17 protein-coding genes are annotated in these 18478 nt (G+C 74.5%); 10 read left to right on the top strand and 7 right to left on the bottom strand.

Features of this window, described 5'->3' with window-relative positions:
* Nucleotides 1-32: 32 nt before the first annotated feature.
* The 9 genes from R9X44_RS14920 to R9X44_RS14960 are packed head-to-tail and all read left to right on the top strand — an operon-like array spanning nucleotide 33 to nucleotide 8464.
* Nucleotides 33-1283: a Rieske 2Fe-2S domain-containing protein gene (locus R9X44_RS14920; RefSeq protein WP_319814732.1), complete on the top strand. Its 1251-nt coding sequence runs from the start codon at nucleotides 33-35 to the stop codon at nucleotides 1281-1283.
* Nucleotides 1273-2118 carry an alpha/beta hydrolase gene (locus R9X44_RS14925; protein ID WP_319814733.1) on the top strand — a complete coding sequence of 282 codons (846 nt, stop codon included), beginning with the start codon at nucleotides 1273-1275 and terminating at the stop codon, nucleotides 2116-2118. Before R9X44_RS14920 ends, R9X44_RS14925 begins: the two co-directional genes overlap by 11 nt.
* Nucleotides 2119-2144: 26 nt before the next feature.
* Nucleotides 2145-2297 carry a hypothetical protein gene (locus R9X44_RS14930; protein ID WP_319814734.1) on the top strand — a complete coding sequence of 51 codons (153 nt, stop codon included), beginning with the start codon at nucleotides 2145-2147 and terminating at the stop codon, nucleotides 2295-2297.
* On the top strand, nucleotides 2290-3612 hold the full coding sequence (locus R9X44_RS14935; RefSeq protein ID WP_319814735.1) for a peptidase dimerization domain-containing protein: 1323 nt from the start codon (nucleotides 2290-2292) through the stop codon (nucleotides 3610-3612). Before R9X44_RS14930 ends, R9X44_RS14935 begins: the two co-directional genes overlap by 8 nt.
* Nucleotides 3609-4544, top strand: a complete 936-nt coding sequence (locus R9X44_RS14940) for a hypothetical protein (RefSeq protein WP_319814736.1) — start codon at nucleotides 3609-3611, stop codon at nucleotides 4542-4544. Before R9X44_RS14935 ends, R9X44_RS14940 begins: the two co-directional genes overlap by 4 nt.
* Before the next feature lie 15 nt (nucleotides 4545-4559).
* On the top strand, nucleotides 4560-5408 hold the full coding sequence (locus R9X44_RS14945) for an alpha/beta fold hydrolase (RefSeq protein ID WP_319814737.1): 849 nt from the start codon (nucleotides 4560-4562) through the stop codon (nucleotides 5406-5408).
* On the top strand, nucleotides 5405-6421 hold the full coding sequence (locus tag R9X44_RS14950; RefSeq protein ID WP_319814738.1) for an LLM class flavin-dependent oxidoreductase: 1017 nt from the start codon (nucleotides 5405-5407) through the stop codon (nucleotides 6419-6421). The genes R9X44_RS14945 and R9X44_RS14950 overlap by 4 nt, the downstream gene beginning before the upstream one ends.
* Nucleotides 6422-6447: 26 nt before the next feature.
* Complete coding sequence (locus R9X44_RS14955) at nucleotides 6448-7773, top strand: MmgE/PrpD family protein (RefSeq protein WP_319814739.1); 1326 nt, start codon at nucleotides 6448-6450, stop codon at nucleotides 7771-7773.
* 16 nt (nucleotides 7774-7789) lie between these two features.
* The gene (locus tag R9X44_RS14960; protein ID WP_319814740.1) at nucleotides 7790-8464 is read left to right on the top strand and encodes a TetR/AcrR family transcriptional regulator; all 675 of its coding nucleotides are present in this window, start codon (nucleotides 7790-7792) and stop codon (nucleotides 8462-8464) included.
* Between the two features lie 13 nt (nucleotides 8465-8477).
* Here the strand turns inward: R9X44_RS14960 and R9X44_RS14965 are convergent, their stop codons facing one another.
* Together R9X44_RS14965 and bla are read right to left on the bottom strand one after the other, a co-directional pair.
* Nucleotides 8478-9170 (bottom strand): alpha/beta hydrolase, encoded by a 693-nt coding sequence (locus R9X44_RS14965; protein WP_319814741.1) that lies wholly within the window; start codon nucleotides 9168-9170, stop codon nucleotides 8478-8480.
* A 38-nt stretch (nucleotides 9171-9208) separates the two neighbouring features.
* Nucleotides 9209-10132 (bottom strand): class A beta-lactamase, encoded by a 924-nt coding sequence (gene bla, locus R9X44_RS14970; RefSeq protein ID WP_319814742.1) that lies wholly within the window; start codon nucleotides 10130-10132, stop codon nucleotides 9209-9211.
* 115 nt (nucleotides 10133-10247) lie between these two features.
* On the opposite strand from bla, the gene R9X44_RS14975 reads away from it, so the two are divergent.
* Nucleotides 10248-10802, top strand: a complete 555-nt coding sequence (locus tag R9X44_RS14975; protein ID WP_413774947.1) for a GNAT family N-acetyltransferase — start codon at nucleotides 10248-10250, stop codon at nucleotides 10800-10802.
* Nucleotides 10803-10816: 14 nt separating this feature from the next.
* Here R9X44_RS14975 and R9X44_RS14980 read toward each other — a convergent pair whose 3' ends face one another.
* The 5 genes from R9X44_RS14980 to R9X44_RS15000 all read right to left on the bottom strand — a co-directional run bounded on the left by R9X44_RS14980 (nucleotide 10817) and on the right by R9X44_RS15000 (nucleotide 18477).
* Nucleotides 10817-12808 carry a hypothetical protein gene (locus tag R9X44_RS14980; RefSeq protein WP_319814743.1) on the bottom strand — a complete coding sequence of 664 codons (1992 nt, stop codon included), beginning with the start codon at nucleotides 12806-12808 and terminating at the stop codon, nucleotides 10817-10819.
* Between the two features lie 29 nt (nucleotides 12809-12837).
* The gene (locus tag R9X44_RS14985) at nucleotides 12838-14853 is read right to left on the bottom strand and encodes a hypothetical protein (protein ID WP_319814744.1); all 2016 of its coding nucleotides are present in this window, start codon (nucleotides 14851-14853) and stop codon (nucleotides 12838-12840) included.
* A gap of 122 nt (nucleotides 14854-14975) precedes the next feature.
* Entirely contained in the window at nucleotides 14976-16712 is a 1737-nt protein-coding gene (locus R9X44_RS14990; protein WP_319814745.1) for an ABC transporter ATP-binding protein, read from the bottom strand.
* On the bottom strand, nucleotides 16709-17527 hold the full coding sequence (locus R9X44_RS14995; protein WP_319814746.1) for an ABC transporter permease: 819 nt from the start codon (nucleotides 17525-17527) through the stop codon (nucleotides 16709-16711). The genes R9X44_RS14990 and R9X44_RS14995 overlap by 4 nt, the downstream gene beginning before the upstream one ends.
* Nucleotides 17524-18477 (bottom strand): ABC transporter permease, encoded by a 954-nt coding sequence (locus R9X44_RS15000; RefSeq protein ID WP_319814747.1) that lies wholly within the window; start codon nucleotides 18475-18477, stop codon nucleotides 17524-17526. The genes R9X44_RS14995 and R9X44_RS15000 overlap by 4 nt, the downstream gene beginning before the upstream one ends.
* Nucleotide 18478: the final 1 nt, after the last annotated feature.

Raw genomic sequence — 18478 nt, forward strand, 5'->3', positions numbered from 1 at the left:
AACCGCCAAGAACGACCCCGTGGAGACCGGCCATGACCGACATCGCTGACCAGCCGACGCAGCCGGAACCGGCGCCCGCCGCCCGCCGCCGCCCCCGCCGCGCCGCCGCCCCCGCCAAGCCCGTCAAGGCAGACCCGGCCGCCGCGCCCGGCGAGGGCGAGCCCGCGGGCCAGGACTGGTCGTCATGGCCGGTCTACAACGACGCGGAACTCGGCTTCCGTGACTTCTGGTACCCCGTGGAGTGGGCGCGCAGGATCGGCCAGAAGCCGAAGGCGATCACCCTGCTCGGCGAGAAGATCGTGCTGGTGCGCGACGGCGACAAGGTGCGCGCGCTGCACGACCGCTGCCCGCACCGGGGCGTGCCGCTGTCGCTCGGCCGCCGCGAGTTCGACGGCACGATCAGCTGCCCGTACCACGGCTGGACGTTCGACCTGGAGAACGGCAAGCTGTGCGCCGCGCTCACTGACGGCCCCGAGTCGCCCATCTGCGGCAAGGTGTCGGTGCGGACCTACCCGATCGAGGAACGCCTCGGCCTGGTGTGGGTGTACGTCGGCGACGGCGCTCCCCCGCCCGTCGAGCGCGACATCCCGAGCGAGCTGCTGGAGAACCCGTTCGTGATGGGCGGGCGCACCGACGTCCGCGACGGGAACTGGCGGTTCGCCGCCGAGAACGGCTTCGACGAGGGCCACGCCAAGTACCTGCACAACACCGCGCTGTGGCGGCTGTTCAAGGTGATGCCCGCCTGGAACAAGACACGGATCGTGGAGTCCGACAAGGACGGCTGGCTGATCCGCGTCCAGGACGAGGTGCACTGGGAGGCCGACTTCCCCGGCCTCGGCACCTGGACGAACAAGCGCTGGTGGAAGCGGATGCCGCTGCCCGACCACCCCGGCAAGGCCGCCGACATCAACCCCGTCATCGAGAAGATGAAACTGCCCGGCTTCGTGTCGATCAGGCTTCCCGGGCTCCTACGCGTCGCCTACCCGCACTTCATCCACTACGAGTGGTATGTCCCGGTCGACGCCGACCACGTGCGCTACGTCCAGATCATGGTCAGGTTCGAGCGCGGCGTGAAGGCGTCGGTGTTCAAGGCCAAGTACGTCTCGTGGATTCGCTGGCTGTTCCACGGCCAGTTCACCGGCCAGGACGCCTGGATGGTCGACGTCATGGACGCGCCGCCCGAGAAGCTGTACCGGCCCGACCTGTCGGTGACGGCATGGCGGCGGCTGATCGAGCGCAGCGGCCTGCGGGTGCAGCGCGAGAAGACCGGCCTTGAGCGCTGACACCCTGCCCGCGCGGCGCGTGGACGTCGGCGGGTTCGGCCTGAGCGTCGCCGAGGCGGGGGCGGGCCGTCCGACGGTCCTGCTGCACGGCGGCGGGCCAGGATGCACCGCGTGGACCGACTTCCGCGCGGTCGTGCCCCGCCTCGCCGTGGGACGGCGGCTGATCCTGGTGGACCTCGCGCAGTACGGGGCGTCCGACGGGCCCGCGATCGAGGGCACTCCCGCCGACTTCCACGCGACCTCCCTGCTCGCGCTCCTCGACGCGCTGGGGATCGCCGAGGCCGACTTCGTCTGCCAGTCGCTCGGCGGGCTCGCCGCGCTCACCCTGGCCGCGCGCGCTCCGGAGCGAACGCGGCGGCTCGTCGTCACCGGCAGCCAGCCCGTCCCCGCCCCGCCCGGGGTCGGCTCCGACCTCGGGCTCGGGCTCCGCGCCCGCGCGGAGTACTACGGCGGCGACGGCCCGTCCCCCGCCAAGATGCGCGCGCTGCTTGAGGCGCTCGAGTGGCACGACCCGGCGCGGCTGCCCGACGCGACTGTCGCGCTGCGGCACGCCGCCGCGACCACGCCCATGGCGCTCGGGCTCCTCGCCGAGCCCGCGCGGCGCGGTACGCCCGGCGACCTCACTGCCGTCCTGCCCGAGGTGACTGCCCCGGTGCTGCTGCTGTGGGGCGCGCATGACCCGTTCGCCGGGCCGGACTACGCGCTGTCGCTCACCGCACGGCTCCCGCGCGCCGACCTCGCCGTCCTCGGCGGGACCGCGCACCACCCCGCCGAGGAGCGGCCCGCCGCCTACGCGCGCGCGGTCGCCGCCTTCCTCGACGGCGACCCTTCCTGACCGAGCACTCCCCCTGGAGGTACCGCATGTCCCGCAAGACCGTCGCCCTCACCGCAGTCGCGGTCGCGGCGGGCCTCGTCGCCGCCAAGCCCGTGCGCCGCGCCGCGAGCCTCGCCTTCCTGTACGCGACGGGCACCGTCGTCCGCGACGAGCGCCCGGCCGGGAGCCGGGATGCCTGACGCCCAGGCCGCGCTCGATCCGACGCGCGCCGCCTGGGTGGAGGCGGCCCGCGCGCGGATCGACGACGCGCGGCTCACCGAGCTCATCGCCGGGATGGTGGCGATCCCCAGCCCGACCGGCGAGGAGGGCCCGCTGGCGCGCTGGCTCGCCGACCGGCTCACCGAGGCCGGCCTGGAAGGCAGCTACCAGCCGATCGACGCGGCCCAGGGCAACGCCGTCGGACGCCTGCGCGGCGACGGCACCGGGGCCGACCTCCTGCTCTACGCGCCGATCGACACCCTCACCGTCGGCTCCGAGGACGAGGACGTCCCGCAGGTCGGGCCCGAACTCCGTCCGGACATGCGGCCCGAGCCCGTCGTGGCGGGCCCGTTCGTCATCGGGCTCGGCGCGAGCAACCCCAAGGGGCACGGCGCGGCGGTCGTCGCCGCCGCCGAGGCGGTCGCGGCGGCCGGGATACCGCTGCGCGGCGACGTGCTCGTCGGGCTCGGCGCGGGCGGCATGCCCACCAACGCCAGGCCCGGCTTGCGCGCCAACACCGGCCAGGGCAACGGCTGCTCCTTCATGCTCGAGCAGGGCGTGTGGGCCGACCACGCGGTCATCGCCAAGCCGGGGTGGACCGCGGCGTGGGAGGAGGTCGGCCTGTGCTGGTTCGAGGTGACCGTCCGGGGGACCTACAGCTACGTCGGCAGCCGCCACAGGATGCCCTACCGCAACCCGATCGTGGACGCGGGGACCGTCATCGCGGGCCTTGAGGCGTGGCTTCCGGGGTACGCGGCACGGCACACCTCGGGGCTCGTCGCGCCGCAGGGGAACGTCGGCTGGATCGAGGGCGGCTGGCGGCGCACCGCGTCGCTGTCGCCCGCGTCGTGCCGCTTCCACGTCGACCTGCGGACGAGCCCGCGCACCACGCCCGCCGAGGCGCGCCGCGAGTTCGCCGCCGCGATCGACGGCATCCGCGCCGCCCACCCGGAGATCGACCTCGACTGGGAGATGACCCTCGCGATCCCCGGGACCGCGACGCCCGAGTCCGACTGGATCATCCGGGCGGGCAAGGCCGCGTGGGAGGAGGCCGAGGGCCGTCCGCACGAGCCCATCGTGGCCAACAGCGGCGCGACCGACGCCAACATCCTGCGCGCGCGGGGACTGTCCACCCTGCGCACCGGCATGGACCGGATCGGCCCCGACGCCCCCCTGACGCTGGACTTCCCGTCCGGCATGAACGTCGTGGACGTCCGGGAGGCGCGCAGGCTCGTGCGCGCGCTGGTCCGGATCATCGTGGACACCTGCACCCGTCCTCGGGAGGAGACCCTGTGAGCTCGATCGTCCTGGGCGTAGGCGCCTCGCACAGCACGCTCATGAACACGCACTGGGCGGAGGTCGACCACCTGCCCGGCGCGCACGCGTTCCGCGACGGGTTGGCCGAGGCGCGCCGCCTCGTCGCCGAGGCGCGCCCCGACGCCGTCGTCGTCCTCGGCTCGAACCACTTCCGCGGGTTCTTCCTCGACCTGATGCCCGCGTTCACGCTCGGCGTCGGCGAGGTCGACGGAGCGGGCGAGGCGGGCACGCCCGGCGGGCCGCTGCCGGTTGACGCCGCGCTCGGCCGCCACCTCGTGGACTCCCTGGTCGGCGCGGGCTTCGACCCCGCCTTCTCGCTGCGGCTGACCGTGGACCACGGCATCACCCACAGCCTCCAGTACCTGACGCCCGGCCTCGACGTGCCGATCGTGCCCGTCGTGCTCAACATGTTCGCGCCGCCGCTGCCGTCCCTGCGGCGCTGCCACGACCTCGGCGCGGCCCTCGGCGACGCGATCCGGAGCGACGGGCGCGACAAGCGGGTCGTGGTGATCGCGTCGGGCGGGCTGTCGCACCGGCTGCCGTGGCCCAAGTGGTTCGACGCGCTCACCGACGACGACAGGTTCCTTGTCGAGGCGTGGCTGAACGGCCGCGAGTCATGGAGCGAGTACGAGGTGCGCCGCCGCGAGATCATTCGCGCCGCGAAACCCGACATCAACCCGGATTTCGACGCCCGCCTGCTCGGCCTGCTGGAGACCGGCGCGCTGACGGACCTGCTCGCCCTCACCGACGACGAGATCGCCGAGACCGCGGGGAACGGCGCGCAGGAGATCAGGTCGTGGGTGGCGATGGCCGCCGCCGTCGGCCCCGGCACGGGCCGCACCCTCGCCTACGCGGCGGTGGACGAGTGGCTGACCGGCATGGGCGTGGCAGTCCTTGACCCGAAGAACTAACAGGAGGAGCGAGAAATGAGCATCTGGACGGATCTGACCGGGATCGACTTCGCCGTCCGCCACGTCGACGTGAACGGGCTGCGCACCCGCGCGCTTCAGGCGGGCGAAGGCGAGGCGGTCGTCTTCCTGCACGGCACCAGCGGACACCTTGAGGCTTTCGTCCGGAACATTCCGGCGCACGCCGCGCACTTCGCCTGCCACGCGATCGACATGATCGGCCACGGTTACACCGACGGCCCCGACGCGCCCTACCGCATCCCACGCTACGTCGACCACGTCCTCGGCTACCTCGACGCCGTCGGGATCGAGCGCGCCCACTTCGTCGGGGAGTCCCTCGGCGGCTGGGTCGCCGGACGGCTCGCCGCCGACCACCCCGACCGGGTCGGCAGGATCACCCTCGTCGCGCCGGGCGGCACCGTCGCCAACCCCGAGGTGATGGAACGCATCCGCACCAGCACCCGGATCGCGGTGGAGACCGACGACATCGACCTCACCCGCAAGCGCCTGCACCTGCTCATGCACGACCCGGCGGCCGACGTCTCCGAGGAGCTCGTGGAGGTCAGGCACGCGATCTACCACCGGCCCGAGTTCGTCAAGGGGATCGACAACCTGCTGTGCCTTCAGCAGATGGAGAACCGGCGCGAAGACCTGCTGACGCCCGAGCAGATGGCGCGGATCGCCGCGCCGACCCTCATCGTGTGGGGCGCGCAGAACCCGTTCGGCGACGTGCCCGAGGCGCACCGGATGAACGCCTCGATCCCCGGGTCCCGGCTCGAGGTCTTCGCCGAGTGCGGACACTGGCCGCAGCACGAGCACGCCGCGAGGTTCAACGCGCTGAACCTCGCGTTCCTTGGCGCGGCGTGACCGCGCCAAGGATCGGCGTCCGCGTCCCGCCCTGCGCCCGCGCCGACGCGGTCGCGGCGGCGGTCGCGCGGGCCGAGGAGCTCGGCTTCGCCGAGGCGTGGCTCCCGGACTCACAGCTGCTGTGGCGCGACGTGTACACGACGCTCACGGCCGCCGCGCTCAGCACGTCGCGGATCGGGCTCGGCACCGCGGTGACCAACCTGGAGACACGGCACGTGGCGGTGGTGGCGTCGGCCGCGCGCAGCGTCGCCGAACTCGCGCCCGGCAGGTTCACCCTCGGGATCGGGGTCGGCAACAGCTCGGTCGGGCCAGTCGGGCTGCCGCCGAGCACCGGCGCGCGGATGCGCGACGGGTTCACCGCGCTGCGCGCGCTGCTCGCCGGCCAAGACGTCGACTTCAACGGCACGGTGTCGCGGCTGCGCGACCCCGTCGAGGTGCCGCTGGTCATGGCCGCGAGCGGGCCGCGCAACCTGCGGCTGGCCGGGGAGATAGCCGACGGGGCGCTGCTGCTCAGCGGGATATCCGACGCCACGCTCGCCGACGCCGCGCGCCGGGTCGGCGAGGGTGCCGAGGCGGCGGGGCGCGGGCCTGTGCCGCTGGTCGCGTCGGCGTTCTGCGCGGTCACCGACGACGTCGAGAAGGCGGCGCGGCGGCTCAAGCCGATCGTCGCGGGCATCGCGGGGACGGGCGGGGCGAAGGCGCTCGCGCTCGCCGGGATCGAACTCGGCGACGTGCCCGCCAGAATCGAGGGCGTCTACCCCGATCTCGTCCACGCCGAGGACTGGGATCGCGCGGTCGAGATCTGCTCCCGGTGGGTCAGCGACGCGGCGGCCGCCGCGTTCGCGCGGTCGTTCTGCCTGTTCGGCACGGCCGCCGAGATCACCGCGCGGCTGGAGGGGCTCGGCGCGGCGGGGATCGCGGGGGTGTACCTCCAGCATGTCGGGTCCTACGACCTGCCGTATGAGCTGATCGAGTCCGTCGGCGGCGAGGTGCTGCCGGGGCTGCGGCGCTGAACTGGCGGCCGGGGAAGGAGAGGGCGATGGGCGTGCTCGGGGAACTCGCCGCGCGGGGCGGGCGTGCCGCGCGGACCGCCGACGCCGAGGCGCGGCGGCTCGCCGGGCTGCACGTGCTCGACACGCTCGGGTGCGTGGCGGCGGGCGCGTCGCATCCGCTCGCCCGCGATCTCGCCGCGCTCGCCGAGCTGGGCGGGGAAGGCGACGTCGCGGTGCTCGGCCTCGGCGGGCGGCGGTCGTTGCGGACCGCGGTGCTGGTCGAGGCCGCGCTGGCGCACGTCGACGAGTTCGACGCGGTCCACCCGGGCGGCGCGGTCGTGCCCGCCGCCGTCGCGGTGCCCGCCGCGCTCGCCGTCGCCGCGCGGGAGGGGCGGGCGGGACGCGACGTCGTGGACGCCGTCCTCGCCGGCTACGAGGTCGTCGCGGAGGCGGGGCTCAGGTTCGGCGGGACCGCGCTGTACGGGCGCGGGTGGTGGCCGACCGCGCTCTTCGGCGCGCTCGGCTCCGCCGCCGCGACCGCGTCGCTGCTCGGGCTCGGGCCCGCGCGGACCGAGGCGGCGCTGGCGCTCGCGGCGGCGGGGCTCGGCGGCCTGCTGAGCGGCGATGTGCTCGGCGCTGGGCACTACCTGCTCGTCGGGCGTGCCGCCGCCGACGGCGTTGAGGCCGCCTACCTCGCGCGGGCGGGCGCGGACGCGTCACCGACCCTGCTCGACGGGCCAGCGACGGCCGCGCTCGGCGACCCGGCGGGACCCGGCTCCCCGGCCGGGGTGCCGCATCTCACCCGCTGCCCGATCAAGCGCTACCCGTGCGCGCGGCCCCTGCACGCCGCCCTCGACGCCCTCGCCGATCTCGGCGCGGCGGGGACCCCGCTCAAGGAGGTCCAGCGGATCGAGATCGGCCTTCCCGGGCCGCTGCTGCGGTTCGTCACCGCCGACCGCGACCCCGCCGGGCCGACCGAGGCCGCGGCGAGCGCGGCGTTCGCGGCGGCGGCCCTGCTCGCCGGCCGGGCGGGCGACGTCGCCTTCTTCCGGGGGCCGCTGCCCGCCGACGCCCCCGAGGTGGTGCTGGCGGCCGATCCGTCGCTTGACTCCCTGCTCCCCGAGCGCTGGGCGGCCCGGGTGACGGTCCGCCTGCCCGGAGGCGAGACCGCGCGCGCCTTCGCCGACGGCGCGGCGGAGCCCTCGGCCGCCGACGTCGTCGCCAAGTTCCGCCGCCAGACCGGCGCGGACGGGCGGGCCGACGACTGGATCTCGCGCTGCCTCATGCTGGACACTGTCTCCGACGCGGACGCGCTGCGCCGCGCCTTCCCCGCCCCCGGCGGATACGCGCTACCGTATCCTGTACGGAACTGAGTCGAGCGGAGAGAGCATGGCGCGCAAGAGCGGGCGCAGCGTGAGCCTGGAACGGATCGTGGAGGCGGCGTTGAAGATCGCCGACGAGGTCGGACTCGACGACCTCACGATCCGCAACATCGCCGGTGAGCTCGGCGTCGGCACTATGACGCTGTACGGGTACGTGCGCAGCAAGGACGAGATCCTCGACGCGATGGCCGACCACGTCCTCGGCGGGATCAGGATGCCCGAGGCGGACCCGGCCGACCCTGGGGCCGTCCTGCGGGCGGCGGCCACGGGGTTCCTGGCGATGATGCGGGAGCACCCGAGCATCGTCCAGCTGATGACCAGCCGGGTGACGATGAGCATGCACTCCATGGAGGGCGGCCTTGAGGGCGTGCTGTCGCGCTTCCTCGAGGCGGGGATACCGCCCGAGACAGCCGTGCGCTGCTACTCGTTCCTGATCACCTACGCCCTCGGCTTCGCCGGGTACCAGCACCCGCGCCCGTGGGGGCACTCGGGCGGCGAGGAGGTCGAGGAGCTGCGCCGGCAGCGCAAGCACTTCTACGCGTCGCTGCCCGCGAGCAAGTTCCCCAGCATCGTCGCCATCGCCGACCACCTCGTCGACCTGCCCGCCGACGCCCAGTACGACTTCGGCGTCGACTGCTTCATCGCCTCGGTCGTCGCCACCCTGCCGGAGCGCACCGCCTGACGCGGCGGCGCGCTCATGCGCTGAGGCGGTCTTGGAGCCAGGAGTTGATGGCGGTGAGGGCGGTTTGGGCCATGGCGGTGGGGTGGGTGGTGAAGCCGTGGGGGGCGTCGGGGTAGAGGTGGAGGGTGGTCTGGTTGCCTGCGGCGGAGAGGCGGGCGGCCATGATGAGGGTGTCTTCTAGGACCACGTCAGCGCTGCCGACTACGAGGAGGGTTGGGGGGAGGGAGTGGAGGTCGGCGAAGATTGGGGAGATGTCGGGGTTCGTGCGGTCGGGGGCGTGGCCTGCGTATGCGGTGATGAAGTATTCGTCGGGGGCGGCGGGCCAGGGGTGTTCGGGGGCCAGGCGGTAGTCGACGCTGACGACCGTGACGCCGAGGGCGTCGGCGAGGGCGCGGTTGCGGACGTCGCCGCGGGCCGCGGAGTCCATGTAGAAGCCGCCGCCGTGGATGTCGAGGTGGACGCCCCTGGGTTGGCCGGTGGAGGGGGTGAGTACGCGGACGGGGACGCGTCGGCCGTCGGCTTCGGCGATCTCCTCGACGGCGGGCGGGTCGGCGGGCGGGGACGCCGCGCGCAGCGCACGGACCGTCTTCAGCTCTTCGTAGTCGCCCGGGCCACGGCCCGCCGGTCGCGTCCGGTAGAACTCGCGTGCTTCTTCGAGCTGCCCCGCAGGCAGGTCGGCGTACAGATCCTCCAGCGCGAACCGCAAAGCGTCCTCCCCGTCACCGGAACCTTCGGGGCCCCACGCTAGGGGGTGAGGGCAGCGACCGTGGTCGTGAGGGCCGAGGACAGGAGGGCGTCGTCCGGGGACTGGGCGGGGTCCTCGCGGGTGCTCATGGTCGCCAGGAGGATCGGGGAGCCGCCCGGGGGGCGGGCCACGGCGATGTAGTTGCGGCCGCCGTTGCGGGTCGTGCCCGTCTTGCCGTGGACGCGCCAGCCTTCGGGGACGCCCGAGCGGATCTCGGCGGACAGGGGCAGGGGGCGGGACAGCCAGTCCGTCAGGAGGGTGCGGCGTGAGTCGGGGAGGGCGTCGCCGAGCAGGAACGCGCCGAGGTCGGTCGCGAAGGCGCGCGGGGTCGTGGTGTCGCGCTCGTCGCCGGGCGGGACGTCGCTCATGGCGGGCTCGATCCGGTCGGCGCGGGTGGCGTCGTCGCCCAGCGCGCGCAGGGCCTCGGTGAACGCCTTCGGGCCGCCGATCTCGGCGAGCACGAGGTTGACCGCGGTGTTGTCGCTGTGCCGGATCGCCGCCTCGCACAGCTGGGCGAGGGTCATGCCGCGTGCCGTCCGGCGCGCGGTGACCGGCGAGTTCGCGACGACGTCGGCGGCCTTCCAGCGCACCACCGCGGCGAGCCGCTCGTCCGAGGCGCGCTGGAGCAGCACCCCGCACACCAGCGGCTTGAACGTCGAGGCGAACGCGAAGCGCTCGTCGGCGTTGAAGCCGACGAAGTCGCCGGTCCCGGTGTCCAGCGCCCACACGCCGAGGCGCGCGTCGTACTCGCGCTCCAGCGCGCGCAGGGCCCGGCGCGCGCTGTCGGAGCGGTCGAGGCCCGCGAGGGCCGAGGCCGAGGACGTCGGCGAGGGCGGGCCGGAAGGGGCGGACGGTGCGGGCGCGGCGCAGCCCGACGCCATCACGGCGGCGAGCAGCGCGGCGAAGGCGGCGCGGACCTGCACTGTGATCACTCCCCGGGGACGGCTCGGCCTAGATCGTAGAGCCTGCCATGACGGCCCCGGGGAGCAAACCGTCCGAAGCAGGTCGTACGGTAGGTGCGGCGAGAGGAGCGGCACGGTGACCATCGAATCGGCGTCCCCCGCGCGGGCGAGGGCGACCTTCCGCGAGGCGGGGCAGGACGACGTCGCGCGCATCGTCGCGCTTGTGGAGTCGGCCTACCGGGGCGACTCCAGCCGGACGGGGTGGACGACCGAGGCCGACCTCCTCGACGGCCAGCGGACCGATCCCGAGGCGGTCCGTGCGCTCCTCACCGCCGACGGGAGCCTCGTGCTGCTCGCCGAGCGTGACGGCTCGCTCGTCGCCTGCTGCCACCTTGAGCGGCGCGGCGAGACCGCCTACTTCGGCATGTTCGCGGTCAGCCCGGCCGAGCAGAACTCGGGCCTGGGCAGGACAGTGCTCGCCGAGGCCGAGCGCGTCGCCCGCGCGCGGTGGGCGGCCCGCGAGATGCAAATGACGGTGATCACCCTGCGGACCGAGCTCGTCGCCTGGTACGAGCGGCGCGGATACCGGGCGACCGGCGAAATCAGGCCGTTCCCCTACGCCGACGAGCGGTTCGGCAGGCCGCGCAGGGACGATCTCGACTTCTCCGTCCTGGTCAAGCCGCTCGGCTGAGGCCCGCAGCGGCCTCACGCGGGCAGGACCAGGCGGTAGAGGCGGCTCTGCCGTCCCGAGTACAGCCACAGGGCGTCGTCGGTGAAGGCGTGGCCGGTCGCCCAGATCTCGCCGATGCCGTCGTACAGGCGGGGCGGCGACCCGTCGAGCCGCCACAGCGCGAAGCGGCGGCCGCCGAGGTCCTGGCCGACCGCCAGGCCCCGCGCGAGGTCCACGTGGAAGTCGGGGATGCGCAGGCCGAGGCCGCCGTCGGGCAGGACCGCCAGGACGGTGTCCGGCGCGGCCAGCGACCTGACGGCGAACCCGTCGTCCTGGCTCGTGACGCTGACGCCGCTGCCGGAGACGAGGCCGGTGAACGCGTCAAGGTGCTCGCCGGGTCCCGTGCCGCCGGGGAACCTGTGCCGGCGCTCCCCGCGCGGCCACGCGCACTCGCCGGAGACGACGACGTCGCCCGTCGCGGCGTCGTGGATCGGCGCGACGGGCGTGAAGGAGCCCTCCTCGCACGTCATCGGCAGGTCGGGCGCGAAGGTCCCGGTGCGCGGGTCGTAGCGGCGCAGCGCCGGAGGGCCCTCGTCGGGCTCGGTCGGCGCGAGGAGGAGGCCGCCGGAGTAGCGGGGACCGCCGCAGCCCGCGAGCGCGGCGTCGGCCCGCCAGACCTCGGCGAGCGTGCCGAGGTCGTGGCCGCGTGCGCCGCCCGCGTAGGTGAGGACGAGGACGTCGCCGTCCACCTTGAGGTCGAGCCCGGTCAGGCCGGTCAGGTCGAGGACGCCGGGGGTGTGCGTCCGGCTCGTCGCGAGGTCCACGACGGTGACCTCGCCTTCGCGGGTGAGGCCGACCCAGCGGCCGCCGTCGAACACGTGCTGCGAGGCGGGGCCGACCGTCAGCCGTTCGGCGAGCGGCGGCGGCTGGCGCACCGTGCCGTCGCCGTGCTCGATCCGGCGCGTGGCGCCGTCGATGACGGTGAGCGAGCCGTCCGCGCCCCCGACCGCCGCGTAGCGCGCTCCCGGGGCGACGGCGACCGCCGTCGTGTCGCCGTCGGGGACGGGCAGGTGGGCCCAGCGGGTGACGGTGATGCCGTCGCCGAGCGGCCGGACGGCGGCGGGCGCGCGCCTGGCCAGGCGCGCGAACTTGTCGTCGGGGTCGGCGTCGTCGAGTTCGGCGAACAGCTCCTGGAGTTCGGTCGCCAGGTCCCACACCAGGACGCCGACGCCGCTCTGCCGTGAGGCGACGTGCCGTCCGTCGGGGCTTGAGGAGACCGGCGTGCACCAGGTGCTCGGCTGTTCCAGGTCGTGCCGGTATCCCAGGGAACGTCCCGACTTGGCGAGCCGCGCGAGCTTGTCGACGGTGTGGGCGCGTGAGGCGAACCGGTAGACGTTGTCGGCGACGGGCGAGAACCGTCCGCAGATCTCGCTGATGACCTTGCCGCTGTGCCGGCTCGGCCCCAGGGAGCCGACCTTCGCGCCGGTCTCCAGGTCCACCACGACGCCGTCGCGTGGCCTGCGGCACACGAGCGCGTACCGTCCCCTGCGGTCGACGTCGAGGTCGTGACAGCCGTCGAAGGGCAGCGGCGTGCTCCGGGTGACCTCCCAACCGTCGCCTTGCCGATCGAGGGTGTACACGGCGTCGCCCGCGACGGCGAAGACCTTCCCCGCCCGGGTGCACAGCGCCCCGACCGTCGCGTCGAACGCCGGGCCGTCGCGCAGAGACCCGTCAGGGCCGAGCCGCACGATCCGGTCGCCCGCCGCGCCGAGCACCTCGCCGAACCCCCACGCGAGCGCGCTGACCGGGACCGCGCTGCGGCACAGTTCGCGGGCCGCGCCGACCAGCGGGCCTGGACCCGCCGCGACGGGCACCGCCGCCACCGCGCCGTCCTCGCGCGCGACCACGAGCGTGCCGGTGAGCGCGAGCAGCGCGAGGACCGGCGCGTCCGACCCCGCCTTGTCGCCGACGCCTTCTGCGGGTTCCCAGCGGAACTCCTCGGGGTCCACGACGGCCTGTCTTTTCAACTCTGCTCCTTCTGGGCTCCGGGCGGCGGTCAGATCTCGGGCAGGTTCAGCAGGTAGAGGCTGTCGCCCTTGTAGGAGTGCAGCCACAGGCCGTCGTCGGTGAAGGCGAAGCCCGTCGCCTCCGCCTCGCCGAGCCCGTCGAACAGCCGGAACGCCGACCCGTCGAGCCGCCACAGGCCAAGGCGGCGGTTGAAGTCCTGGCCGACGGCGAGGCCCCGCGCGACGTCCACGTGCAAACGCGGGTAGACGAGGGCGAGCCCGGCCGTGGTCAGGCCGGACGCGACCGGAGTGTCGGGGTCGCGGAAGGGCAGGACGTGCCAGCCGTGCTCGTCCCGCGTGATGCCGACGCCCTGCGCGCCGATGACCGTCTCGAAGACGGGCAGGTGGACGGTCGGGGCGTCGGCGCGGCACAGGTGCCAGCGTTCCTTGCCCTCGCAGTCCGCGCGGACGGCGACGTCGCCGGTCCTCGGGTCGTAGGCGATGCTCTCGGGGCGGAGCGGACGCCCGTCGCAGGCGAGGGTCAGGTCCGCCGCCCGCGTCCCGGTGCGCGGGTCGTACCGGGCGAGGACCACCGCCTTGTCCTCGGTGATCCGCCGGCCGAGCAGGAGGCCGTCGTGGAACCTGTGGTGGTCGTGGTCCGGGAGCAGGTCGGCGGATTCCCACAGCGGGGCGAGGGACGCGCGGTCGTAGCCGCGCACGCCGTCGGCGTGCCTGACCGCGAGGGTGTCGCCGCTGACGGCGCACCCCCAGGGCGTGATGCCCGTGATGTCAAGGTCGCGCGGCTCGCCGGTCGCCAGTTCGACGGCGGTCACCCGGGTCGCGCCGGTGTAGGCGTGCCCGAGCCAGACGCCGTCGCCGAACACGCCGACCCCGTAGGTCTTCCGCTCGGGGTCGCACCTGATGACGCGGGTGCGCAGGGCGGGCTGGCGCACCGTGCCGTCGCCGTGCTCGATCCGCCGCGTCGCGCCGTCGATGACGACGACGGAGCCGTCCGCGCCCCCGACCGCCGCGTAGCGCGCTCCCGGGGCGACGGCCACCGCCGTCGTGTCGCCGTCGGGGACGGGCAGGTGGGCCCAGCGGGTGACCTTGACGCCGTCGCCCAGCGCGCGGGCGGAGACCGGGGCGCGGGAGGCCGACCTCGCGAACTTGTCGTACCGGTCGGCGTCGTCGAGTTCGGCGAACAGCACATGCCGCTCGGTCGCCAGGTCCCACACCAGCACGCCGACGCCGCTCTGCCGCGACGCGACGTGCCGTCCGTCGGGGCTTGAGGCGACCGGCGTGCACCAGGCGCTCGGCTGGCCGAGCAGCGGGCGCACCGTGATCTTGCGGCCCGACCTGCCGAGTTTGGCGAGCTTGTCCACTTCGTCGCTGCGTGAGGCGAACCGGTAGACGTTGTCGGCCACCGGCGAGAAGCGCGCGTAGACGTCGGCGACGTCCTTGGCCTCCCATTTCGCGACCGCTACGGCCCCGACCTGCCCGCCGGTCTCCAGGTCCACCACGACGCCTTCGGGCGAGGGCTTGCGGACCGCGAGCGCGTACCGTCCCGTGCGGTCGACGTCGAGGTCGTGACAGCCGTCGAAGGGCAGCGGCGTGCTCCGGACGATCGCCCACTCCTCACCCTGCCGATCAAGGGTGTGCACAGCGTCGCCCGCGACGGCGAAGACCTTTCCCACCCGGGCGCACAGCGCCCCGACCACCCCGTCGAACGCCGGGCCGTCGCGCAGAGACCCGTCAGGGCCGAGCCGCACGATCCGGTCGCCCGCCGCGCCGAGCACCTCGCCGAACCCCCACGCGAGCGCGTTCAGCGGCGTCTCGGTCCGCCAGACGCGGCGCGCGCCCTCGAGGAGCGGGCCTGGGCCTTCGGCGACGGGCAGCGCCTCGGTCGTGCCGTCCGTCCGCGCGACGACGAGCGTGCCGGTGAGCGCGAGCAGCGCGGCCACCGGCGCGTCCGAACCCCGGCGCGCGCCGCCCGGCCCGTCCCAGCGGAATGCCTCGACGTCCGCCTCGATGCGCTTCTTGCCTTTGGCCCTTTTGGTCCCCGTCACCCGGGTCACGCTAGCGACGGGTCCCGCGCCGCGCGGGTGGCGCGAGGCGAACCGGGACAACCTTGGGACCGGCGTCCCAACCGGCCTGTGATCACTGCCCCGGGCGGCACGGGAGGCCCGCGTCAGGCGGGGTCCACGGCGAGCGACGGGACCGCGGCGAACAGGTCGCGCGAGTAGGGATGGGCGGGCGACGAAAGCAGCCGGACGGTCTCCTCGGTCTCCACGATCTCGGCGTCCTTCATCACCGCGACCCGGTCGCTGATGTGCGCGATGACGCCGAGGTCGTGCGAGATGAACAGCAGGGACAGCGAGAGGTCGGCGCGCAGCGCGGTGAGCAGGTCGAGGATCTGGGCCTGCACCGAGACGTCGAGCGCCGACACCGGCTCGTCGCAGACGATCAGCTCGGGCTCCGACGCGAGCGCCCGCGCGATCGCGACCCGCTGCCGCTGCCCGCCCGACAGCTCGGCCGGACGCCGCCGCGCGACCGACGACGGCAGCCCGACCCGGTCGAGGAGGTCGGCGGCGCGGGCCCGGCGCGCCGACCGCGGCACCCCGGCGAGCCCGAGCGCCTCGCCGAGCAGCGCGCCGGAGTCGTGGCGCGGGTCGAACGAGCCGAGCGGGTCCTGGACGATCGTCTGGACGCGGCGGCGCAGCGGACGCCGTCGCCGCTCGGGCAGCTCGCTCCACGGCACCCCCGCGAACGTGACGGTCCCCGAGTCCGGCTTGACGAGCCCGAGCGCGATCCTGGCGAGCGTGGTCTTGCCCGACCCCGACTCCCCCACGACGCCCAGCGCCTCACCCCTGTCGAGGTAGAGGGACGCGTCGCGGACGGCGGGCCTGCCCCCGTACGCCTTCGACACGCCCTCGACCGTCAGCAGCCGCTCCCCCGCCTCGGGCCGCTCGACGGCGGGGCCGACGACGCGCAGCACGGGGCCGCGTTCGGGGTGGTGGCAGCGCAGCGGCGCGGGCGGCGGCGGGGTCGTGCGGCACAGGTCGTCGGCGCGGGCGCAGCGCGCGGCGTACGGGCAGCCGTCGGCGAGCGCGGGCTCTCCGACGTGCCGGACGGGCGCGAGCCGCGTGCCGCGCGCGGCGGCCGAAGGCACGGCTGCGGCAAGCGCGCGGGTGTAGGGGTGCCTTGGGCCGTCGAGAATTTCCCGGGTCGACCCCTCCTCGACCAGGAGGCCGCCGTACATGACGGCGACGCGGTCGGCCAGGCGGGAGACGACGGCGAGGTCGTGGCTAATGAGCAGCAGCGCACGCCCCTCGGCCTTCAGCTGGTCGAGCAGGTCGAGCACCCGGGCCTGGACCGTGACGTCGAGGGCGGTCGTGGGCTCGTCGGCGATGAGGAGGTCGGGGTCGCCCGCGAGCGCCGAGGCGATGAGCGCGCGCTGGCGCAGACCGCCGGACAGCTGGTGCGGGTACTGCCCGGCCCGCACCTCGGGCTCGGGCACCCCGGCCCGCTCAAGCAGCCGCAGCACCTCGCCGCGCACCTGCGCGCGCGGGACGTCCCGGTGCGCGCGCAGCGCCTCGGCGATCTCCGCGCCGACCGTGCGCAGCGGGTCGAGCGACACCAGCGCGTCCTGCAGGACGAGCCCGATCCGCCCGCCCCTGACCCGCCGCCAGCCGCGCTCGCCGAGCCCGGTGAGGTCGGTGCCGTCGAACTCCAGCGTGCGGGCGGTGACGCCGGCGGTGTCCCCGGCGAGGCCGACGAGGGAGCGCGCGGTGACGCTCTTGCCCGAGCCCGACTCCCCCACGATCGCCAGACACTCGCCCTTGTCGAGCGTGAAGGACACGTCGCGTACGGCATGCGTTCCGGGGAACGTGACGCCGAGTCCGTCGACGGTCAGCAGCGGGCTCATCCTGCGGTCCTCCGGGTGAAGCGGGCCTGCGCGGCGCGTCCCGCGATCGTCACGGCCACGACGGTGAGGGTGATGGCTGCGCCCGGGAAGACCCCGAGCCACCAGGCCGACTGGAGCAGCGCGCGCCCTTCGGCGAGCATGACGCCCCACTCCGGCGACGGGGGTTCCGCGCCGAACCCGAGGAAGCTGAGGGCCGACGCGGCGATGAGCGACATGCCGAACCCCGCGGAGGCGAGGATGAGCAGCGGCCCGAGCGCGTTCGGCAGCACGTGCCGGAACGCGCGGGCGACGGGACCCTGCCCGAGCGTCACCGACGTCTCCACGTACCCCGACGTCCGCACGACCCGTGCCTCGGCCCGCATCAGCCGCGCGTAGCCCGGCAGGAACGCGAGCGCGATCGCGATCATGACGTTGACCTGGCCCGAGCCGAGCACGGCGAGGGCGACGAGCGCGAGCAGCAGTTGCGGCAGCGCGAGCAGGATGTCGGCGACGCCCATCAGGACCCGGTCGGCGAACCTGCCGAGCAGCGCGGAAGCCAGGCCGTACAGGGCTCCGGCGGCGACCGCGAAGAGGATCGCGCCGAGCCCTATGACCAGCGACGGCCGTGCCCCGTGGACGACCCGCGCGTACTGGTCGCGGCCGAGTTGATCTGTGCCGAACCAGTGGTCCGGCCCCGGCGGGCGCAGCGAGAGCGCGGCGTCCACCTCGATGGGCGATCTGCCGGTGAACAGGCCGGGGAACAGCGCGGCCAGCGCGAGCAGCGCGAGCGCCGCCCAGGCAAGGACGAGCGACGGACGGCGAAGGCGGTCTCTCATGTGCGCAGCCTCGGGTCTACCAGGAGGTGGAAGGCGTCGATGAGCGCCGACAGGACGACGAAGACCAGCGCCGACACCAGGACGATCCCGATCAGGACGGGCATGTCCTTGTTCATCGCGGACTGGAGGGCGAGCGCGCCGAACCCGGGACGGCCGAACACCGTCTCGACGATGACCGCGCCGCCCAGCAGCGTCCCGGCGAGCCAGCCCGACAGGGTGGCCAGCGGGACCGCGGCGTGCCGGAGCGCGTGTCTCAGCCTGACCTCGCGGCGGCTCAGCCCGCGCGCCCGCGCGGTGACCGCGAACGGCTGGGCCAGCGCGGCCTCAAGCCCCTCGCGCAGCACCTGGGCGAGCACGCCCGCGATCGGCAGCGCCAGCGTCAGCGCGGGCAGCACCAGCGCTGCCGCCCCCGACCCGCCGACGACGGGGAAGATCTTCAGCTGGAACGAGAACGCGGTGAGCAGCAGGATGCCGAGCCAGTGCGACGGCAGCGACACCGCGATCAGCTCCCACGCGGTCGCCAGCCTGTGCAGCCTGCCTTCGCGTCCCGCGGTCAGCACGGCGGAGACCACCGCGATGCCCACCGCGATGACGACGGCGGCCAGCGCCAGCTCGACCGTCGGGCCGAGCGCTTCGGCGAGCGCGTCGAACACCGGCTTCTGCAGCTGGTAGGACTCGCCCATGTCGCCGGTGACGAGGTTGCCGAGGTAGATGAGGTACCGCTGGTAGAGCGGCTTGTCGAGGTCGTGGTCCGCGGCGATCTGGTCGCGGATCTCCTGCGACGCCGTCGTGAACGGCCCGAGCAGGATCGTGACGGGATCGCCGGGGATGAGTGCGAGCGCGAGGAACGCCAGGGTCGCCGCGCCCCAAAGGACGGCGACGACCCCGGCGAGCCGGGCCGCGCCCGCGCGCAGGGCGCGGGCGCGGCGTGAGGGGGCTTGCGTCTTCACC

Source organism: Actinocorallia sp. A-T 12471 (assembly GCF_033875155.1).
Lineage (GTDB): Bacteria > Actinomycetota > Actinomycetes > Streptosporangiales > Streptosporangiaceae > Actinocorallia.

What these genes read in the sequence shown, in the direction of transcription:
- R9X44_RS14955 (WP_319814739.1), top strand. Translation starts at nt 6,448, where the DNA reads ATGGGCGTGCTCGGGGAACTCGCCGCGCGGGGCGGGCGTGCCGCGCGG.
- R9X44_RS14960 (WP_319814740.1), top strand. Translation starts at nt 7,790, where the DNA reads ATGGCGCGCAAGAGCGGGCGCAGCGTGAGCCTGGAACGGATCGTGGAG.
- R9X44_RS14920 (WP_319814732.1), top strand. Translation starts at nt 33, where the DNA reads ATGACCGACATCGCTGACCAGCCGACGCAGCCGGAACCGGCGCCCGCC.
- R9X44_RS14990 (WP_319814745.1), bottom strand. Translation starts at nt 16,712, where the DNA reads ATGAGCCCGCTGCTGACCGTCGACGGACTCGGCGTCACGTTCCCCGGA.
- R9X44_RS14930 (WP_319814734.1), top strand. Translation starts at nt 2,145, where the DNA reads ATGTCCCGCAAGACCGTCGCCCTCACCGCAGTCGCGGTCGCGGCGGGC.
- R9X44_RS14945 (WP_319814737.1), top strand. Translation starts at nt 4,560, where the DNA reads ATGAGCATCTGGACGGATCTGACCGGGATCGACTTCGCCGTCCGCCAC.
- R9X44_RS14935 (WP_319814735.1), top strand. Translation starts at nt 2,290, where the DNA reads ATGCCTGACGCCCAGGCCGCGCTCGATCCGACGCGCGCCGCCTGGGTG.
- R9X44_RS14995 (WP_319814746.1), bottom strand. Translation starts at nt 17,527, where the DNA reads ATGAGAGACCGCCTTCGCCGTCCGTCGCTCGTCCTTGCCTGGGCGGCG.